This window comes from Micromonospora sp. I033 (assembly GCF_053890995.1).
The window spans coordinates 1-5,139 of record NZ_JBSSLX010000307.1 but is presented as its reverse complement, the minus strand read 5'-3'; the positions used below and the strand labels follow the sequence as shown (position 1 = coordinate 5,139).

The following is a 5,139-nucleotide window of genomic DNA, read 5'->3' as shown; positions in this document are numbered from 1 at the left end:
GCCCGGCGGCGCGGGCAGCAGGGTGACCGTCGGCGCGGGATGCGCGCCGCCGGGCGGGTCGGTCCAGCGGACCACGGTGCCGTCGGCGTACGTCTGGATCACCGAGAAGGTGAGCCGGTCGGTGGCCGGCATCGGGCCCATGCCGAGGGAGAGCCGCGCCGGCCCGGTGGTGCCGGGCATCCGGATCCAGGTAACCGCGTCGGTCACCTGGTTCAGCTCGGCGGCGTGGATGCCGGCGACCGGCCGGTCGAGGGTGCGGGTGGTGATGGTCGGGGCCCAGTCCGGCACGGACAGCGGGTAGACCTCGCCGATCGGGGCGTCCGCGGGCATCCGCAGCTCGATCCGGCTGGTCCGGCTGCCGGCCCGCTCCTCGGGCAGCACCACGGCGAGTTCGATGGCGTCGCCCTGGCGCACCTGGGCCGGGGAGGTCGTGAGGGTCACCTCGGCGGCGCTCGCGGGGCCGGGCCAGCCCAGCGGGCCGCCGAGCGCGGCGGCCAGCAGCGCCGCCCACCACCGGCCCCGACGGATCATCGTCATGGTCGTCCCCATCCGTGTCGACGCGGCCGGCACCGGCTCCGGCCCCACCCGGTAGTTCGGGCGCGGGGGCGGAAAGGTTCAACGCGGGACGGAACTCGTCGGCCGGGGGAGCGCGGCGTCGCCGACGGTGCGGGTCCGGGCGACCGATAGCATCGCAGTGGCCGGTACCCGGCACATCCGAACCGTCGACGACAGGAGTCACCGTGTCCGCACCCCGTACCCCCGTCGTGGCCGACCCCGTCGTCGTCGCCGCCGGGACGACGGCGGCCGACGCGGTGGCCGCGGCCGGGCTGCCGATGAGCGGCCCGAAGGCGATCGTGGTGGTCCGCGATCCGCAGGGCGTGCTGCGCGACCTGGACTGGAAGCCGGCCGAGGAGACCGCGGTCGAGCCGGTCGCCCTCGACACCCCGGACGGGCTGAACGTGCTGCGCCACTCGACGGCGCACGTGCTGGCCCAGGCCGTTCAGGACGTGTTCCCGGAGGCCAAGCTCGGCATCGGCCCGCCGATCGAGAACGGCTTCTACTACGACTTCCAGGTGGCCAAGCCGTTCCAGCCGGACGACCTCGCGAAGCTCGAGAAGCGGATGCAGGAGATCGTCAAGTCCGGGCAGCGGTTCCGCCGGCGCCGCTTCAACAGCCTGGACGAGGCGCGCGGCGAGCTGGCCGCCGAGCCGTTCAAGATGGAGCTGATCGAGGTCAAGGGTGAGGGGCTGGACTCCTCCGAGGTGATGGAGGTGGGCGGCGGCGAGCTGACCATCTACGACAACCTCGCCGCCACCGAGGACAAGGTCTGCTGGTCGGACCTGTGCCGCGGCCCGCACCTGCCGAACACCCGGCTGATCGGCGCGTTCAAGCTGATGCGCTCGGCCGCCGCCTACTGGCGGGGCTCGGAGAAGAACCCGCAGCTCCAGCGGGTCTACGGCACCGCGTGGCCGACCCGGGACGAGCTGAAGGCGTACCTGAGGCTGCTGGAGGAGGCCGCCCGGCGCGACCACCGCAAGCTCGGCGCGGACCTGGACCTGTTCAGCTTCCCCGACGAGATCGGCTCCGGCCTGGCGGTCTTCCACCCCAAGGGCGGCGTGCTCAAGCGGGTCATGGAGGACTACGTCCGCACCCGCCACATCGAGGAGGGCTTCCAGTACGTCGGGACCCCGCACATCTCGAAGGAAGGGCTGTTCCACACCTCGGGCCACCTGCCCTACTACGCCGACGGCATGTACCCGCCCATGGAACTCGAGGGCGCGGACTACTACCTCAAGGCGATGAACTGCCCGATGCACAACCTGATCTACCGGTCGCGCGGGCGGTCCTACCGTGAGCTGCCGATGCGGCTGTTCGAGTTCGGTTCGGTCTACCGGTACGAGAAGTCGGGCGTGGTCCACGGGCTGACCCGGGTCCGCGGCCTGACCCAGGACGACTCGCACTCCTACTGCACCCGCGAGCAGGCGCCGGCCGAGATCAAGCACCTGCTCAACTTCGTGCTCAGCCTGCTGAAGGACTTCGGCATCGACGACTTCTACCTGGAGCTGTCGACCCGCGACGAGGCCCGGCTCGACAAGTTCGTCGGCTCCGACGAGGACTGGGCCACGGCCACCGCCGTGCTGGAGCAGTGCGCGCGGGAGACCGGGCTCGACCTGGTGCCGGACCCGGGCGGCGCGGCCTTCTACGGCCCGAAGATCTCCGTGCAGGCCAAGGACGCCATCGGCCGCACCTGGCAGCTGTCGACCATCCAGTACGACTTCAACCAGCCGAAGGGCTTCGGGCTGGAGTACCAGGCGGCCGACGGCACGCGGCAGCAGCCGGTCATGATCCACTGCGCCAAGTTCGGGTCGATCGAGCGGTTCATCGGCGTGCTCACCGAGCACTACGCGGGCGCGTTCCCGGCCTGGCTCGCCCCGGTGCAGGTGGTCGGCATCCCGATCCGCGAGGACCACACCGACTACCTCCAGGACTTCGTCACCACCCTGCGCAAGCAGGGCATCCGGGCCGAGGTCGACGCGGGTGACGACCGGATGCAGAAGAAGATCCGCAACGCCCAGCAGCAGAAGATCCCGTTCATGGTGATCGCCGGCGACGACGACGTGGCCGCCGGCACGGTCTCCTTCCGCTACCGCGACGGGTCGCAGCGCAACGGCGTGCCGATCGAGGAGGCGGTGGCCCACGTGCGGGAGGTCGCCGAGTCCCGGACCAACTCCGGCCCGTCGGCGGAGGGCACGCCCAACACCTGAGCCACCCGCCCACCCGGCCGGTCCGGCCGGGTGGGATCCGCCGCGGTGACCGTAGGATCGGCGTGTGACTGGGGCGGAACGGCACTTCGACGGCGGCGCCGGCGGCGGCGGCGACAACGGCCTGGCCGACGGGCTGGAGCGGCTCTGGACGCCGCACCGGATGACCTACATCTCGGGGGAGGACCGCCCCGAGGGTGGCTACGAGAAGCCGACCGGCTGCCCGTTCTGCCTCGCTCCCGGCCTGCCGCCCGACGAGAGCCTGGTGGTGGCCCGGGGCGAGCACGTCTTCGCGGTGCTCAACCTCTACCCCTACAACCCGGGGCACCTGCTGGTCTGCCCGTACCGGCACGTGGCGGACTACACCGAGCTGGACGTGCCGGAGACCGCGGAGCTGGCCGCGTTCACCCAGGACGCCATGCGGGTGGTCCGGCACGTCTCCAACGCGCACGGCTTCAACCTCGGAATGAACCAGGGCGGCGTGGCCGGCGCGGGCATCGCCGCGCACCTGCACCAGCACGTGGTGCCGCGCTGGGGCGGCGACGCCAACTTCATGCCGGTGATCGGCCGCACCAAGGTGCTGCCGCAACTGCTCGCCGACACCCGGGACCTGCTCGCCAAGGCCTGGCCGGCCTGACGGCCGCGGGCGCATCCCGGTCCGCTCCCGACAGTACGATCTTGCGCATGGCCCTGCTGCACCGCGCGGAACTGCGCCCCTCGAAGCTCGACCTGCTCGCCGCCTGGCTGCCCGGCCGGCCCTGGTTCGCCGGCGCCGCCGGCGCGGAGGTCACCCGGGTGGCCGCCTACCGGTTCGACGACCCGGCCGGCGAGGTCGGCATCGAGACCATGCTGGTCCGGGCCGGGGACGGGCCGGTCCTCCAGGTGCCGCTCACCTACCGTGCCGCGCCGCTGGCCGGCGCCGACCGCTGGCTGGTCGGCACCACCGACCACTCCGTGCTCGGCCCGCGCTGGGTGTACGACGCCTGCGGCGACCCGGTCTACCCGCCGGCCCTGGCCGCGGCCGTCCTCGCCGACGCCGGGCAGGCGGAGGAATACTTCGAGGTCGACGGCCGGCGCGAGGTGCGCGAGCCGAGCATGACCCTGGCCGGCGCCCGGACCGGCAACCCGCAGGCGTTCGACCTGGTCGACGAGGTGGTCGACGGCGACCCGACGCTGATCCGGGCCGGTGGGGCCGAGCTGGCCGTGGTCCGCCGGCCGGCCCCGGTCGACGCCCCGACGCCCGCCCGGCTGACCGGCGCCTGGGCGGGGCAGGCCGACCCGGTGCTGCTCGCGTACGCCCGCTGACGGCCCGCCGGGCGTCCCGGCACCCGGGGTGACGAACCCGCCCACGGGTCCCGGGAAGGTGGCAGGATGCGGCGATGGCAGTCAGCACGCGGCCGTTGGGCCGCAGCGGCATCGCGGTCAGCGCACTCGGCATGGGCTGCTGGGCGATCGGTGGCCCGTGGGCCGAGGGTGCCCGCCCGCTGGGCTGGGGCGCGGTCGACGACGAGGAGTCGGTCCGGGCGGTCCGCCGCGCCCTCGACCTCGGGGTGACCCTCTTCGACACCGCCGACACGTACGGGGCCGGGCACGGCGAACGGATCCTCGGCCGGGCCCTCGCCGGCCGGCGCGACGAGGCGGTGATCGCCACCAAGTGGGGCTACACGTTCGACGAGCGGACCCGCCAGGCCACCGGTGAGGACGCGTCGCCGGACTACCTGCGGCGGGCGGTCGTCGACTCGCTGCGCCGGCTGGGCACCGACCGGATCGACCTCTACCAGCTGCACCTGGGCGACCTGCCGGTGCCCCGGGCCGAGGCGCTGATCGGCACCCTGGAGGACCTCGTCGCCGACGGCCTCGTCCGGGCGTACGGCTGGAGCACCGACCGGGCCGACCGGGCGGCCGCCTTCGCCCAGGTCGCCCGGAGTGCCGCCGCCGTGCAGCACAGCCTGTCGGTGCTCCGGGACGCCCCGGCCATGCTGGCCGTCTGCGAGAAGCACGACCTGGCCGCCCTGGCCCGGGGACCGCTCGGGATGGGGCTGCTCACCGGCAAGTACACGCCGGAGTCCACACTGCCCCGCGACGACGTGCGGGGCACCGCGCCGAACTGGCTGGAGTGGTTCCGCAGCGGCCGGCCCGCCCCGGAGTGGCTGCGCCGGGTCGCCGCCGTGCGCGGCGCGCTGACCGCCGACGGCCGCACCCTGGCCCAGGGCGCGCTCGGCTGGATCTGGGCGCGCAGCGGCCGGGCCGTGCCGATCCCCGGCGCCCGCACGGTCGCCCAGGTGGAGGAGAACGCCGGCGCGCTGACCCGCGGCCCGCTCGCCCCCGACCAGTTCGCCGAGGTGGAGCGGCAGCTCGCCGCCCTGCGCGCGGCCGC

Annotated in this window: 5 protein-coding genes; 4 read left to right on the top strand and 1 reads right to left on the bottom strand. The window is 74.0% G+C overall.

Features of this window, described 5'->3' with window-relative positions:
* A partial coding sequence (locus tag ACW0Q9_RS28995; RefSeq protein ID WP_456186699.1) for a DUF1775 domain-containing protein occupies positions 1 to 537 on the bottom strand: 537 nt, incomplete at its 3' end.
* Between the two features lie 203 nt (positions 538 to 740).
* Between ACW0Q9_RS28995 and thrS the strand changes: the two genes are divergently transcribed.
* The 4 genes from thrS to ACW0Q9_RS28975 form a co-directional block, all read left to right on the top strand.
* On the top strand, positions 741 to 2,765 hold the full coding sequence (gene thrS / locus ACW0Q9_RS28990; RefSeq protein WP_456186697.1) for a threonine--tRNA ligase: 2,025 nt from the start codon (positions 741 to 743) through the stop codon (positions 2,763 to 2,765).
* Positions 2,766 to 2,829: 64 nt separating this feature from the next.
* Positions 2,830 to 3,399: an HIT family protein gene (locus ACW0Q9_RS28985; RefSeq protein ID WP_456186695.1), complete on the top strand. Its 570-nt coding sequence runs from the start codon at positions 2,830 to 2,832 to the stop codon at positions 3,397 to 3,399.
* Between the two features lie 47 nt (positions 3,400 to 3,446).
* The gene (locus tag ACW0Q9_RS28980; RefSeq protein ID WP_456186693.1) at positions 3,447 to 4,067 is read left to right on the top strand and encodes a CG0192-related protein; all 621 of its coding nucleotides are present in this window, start codon (positions 3,447 to 3,449) and stop codon (positions 4,065 to 4,067) included.
* Between the two features lie 74 nt (positions 4,068 to 4,141).
* The coding region (locus tag ACW0Q9_RS28975) for an aldo/keto reductase (RefSeq protein WP_456186691.1) at positions 4,142 to 5,139 on the top strand (998 nt) is incomplete at its 3' end.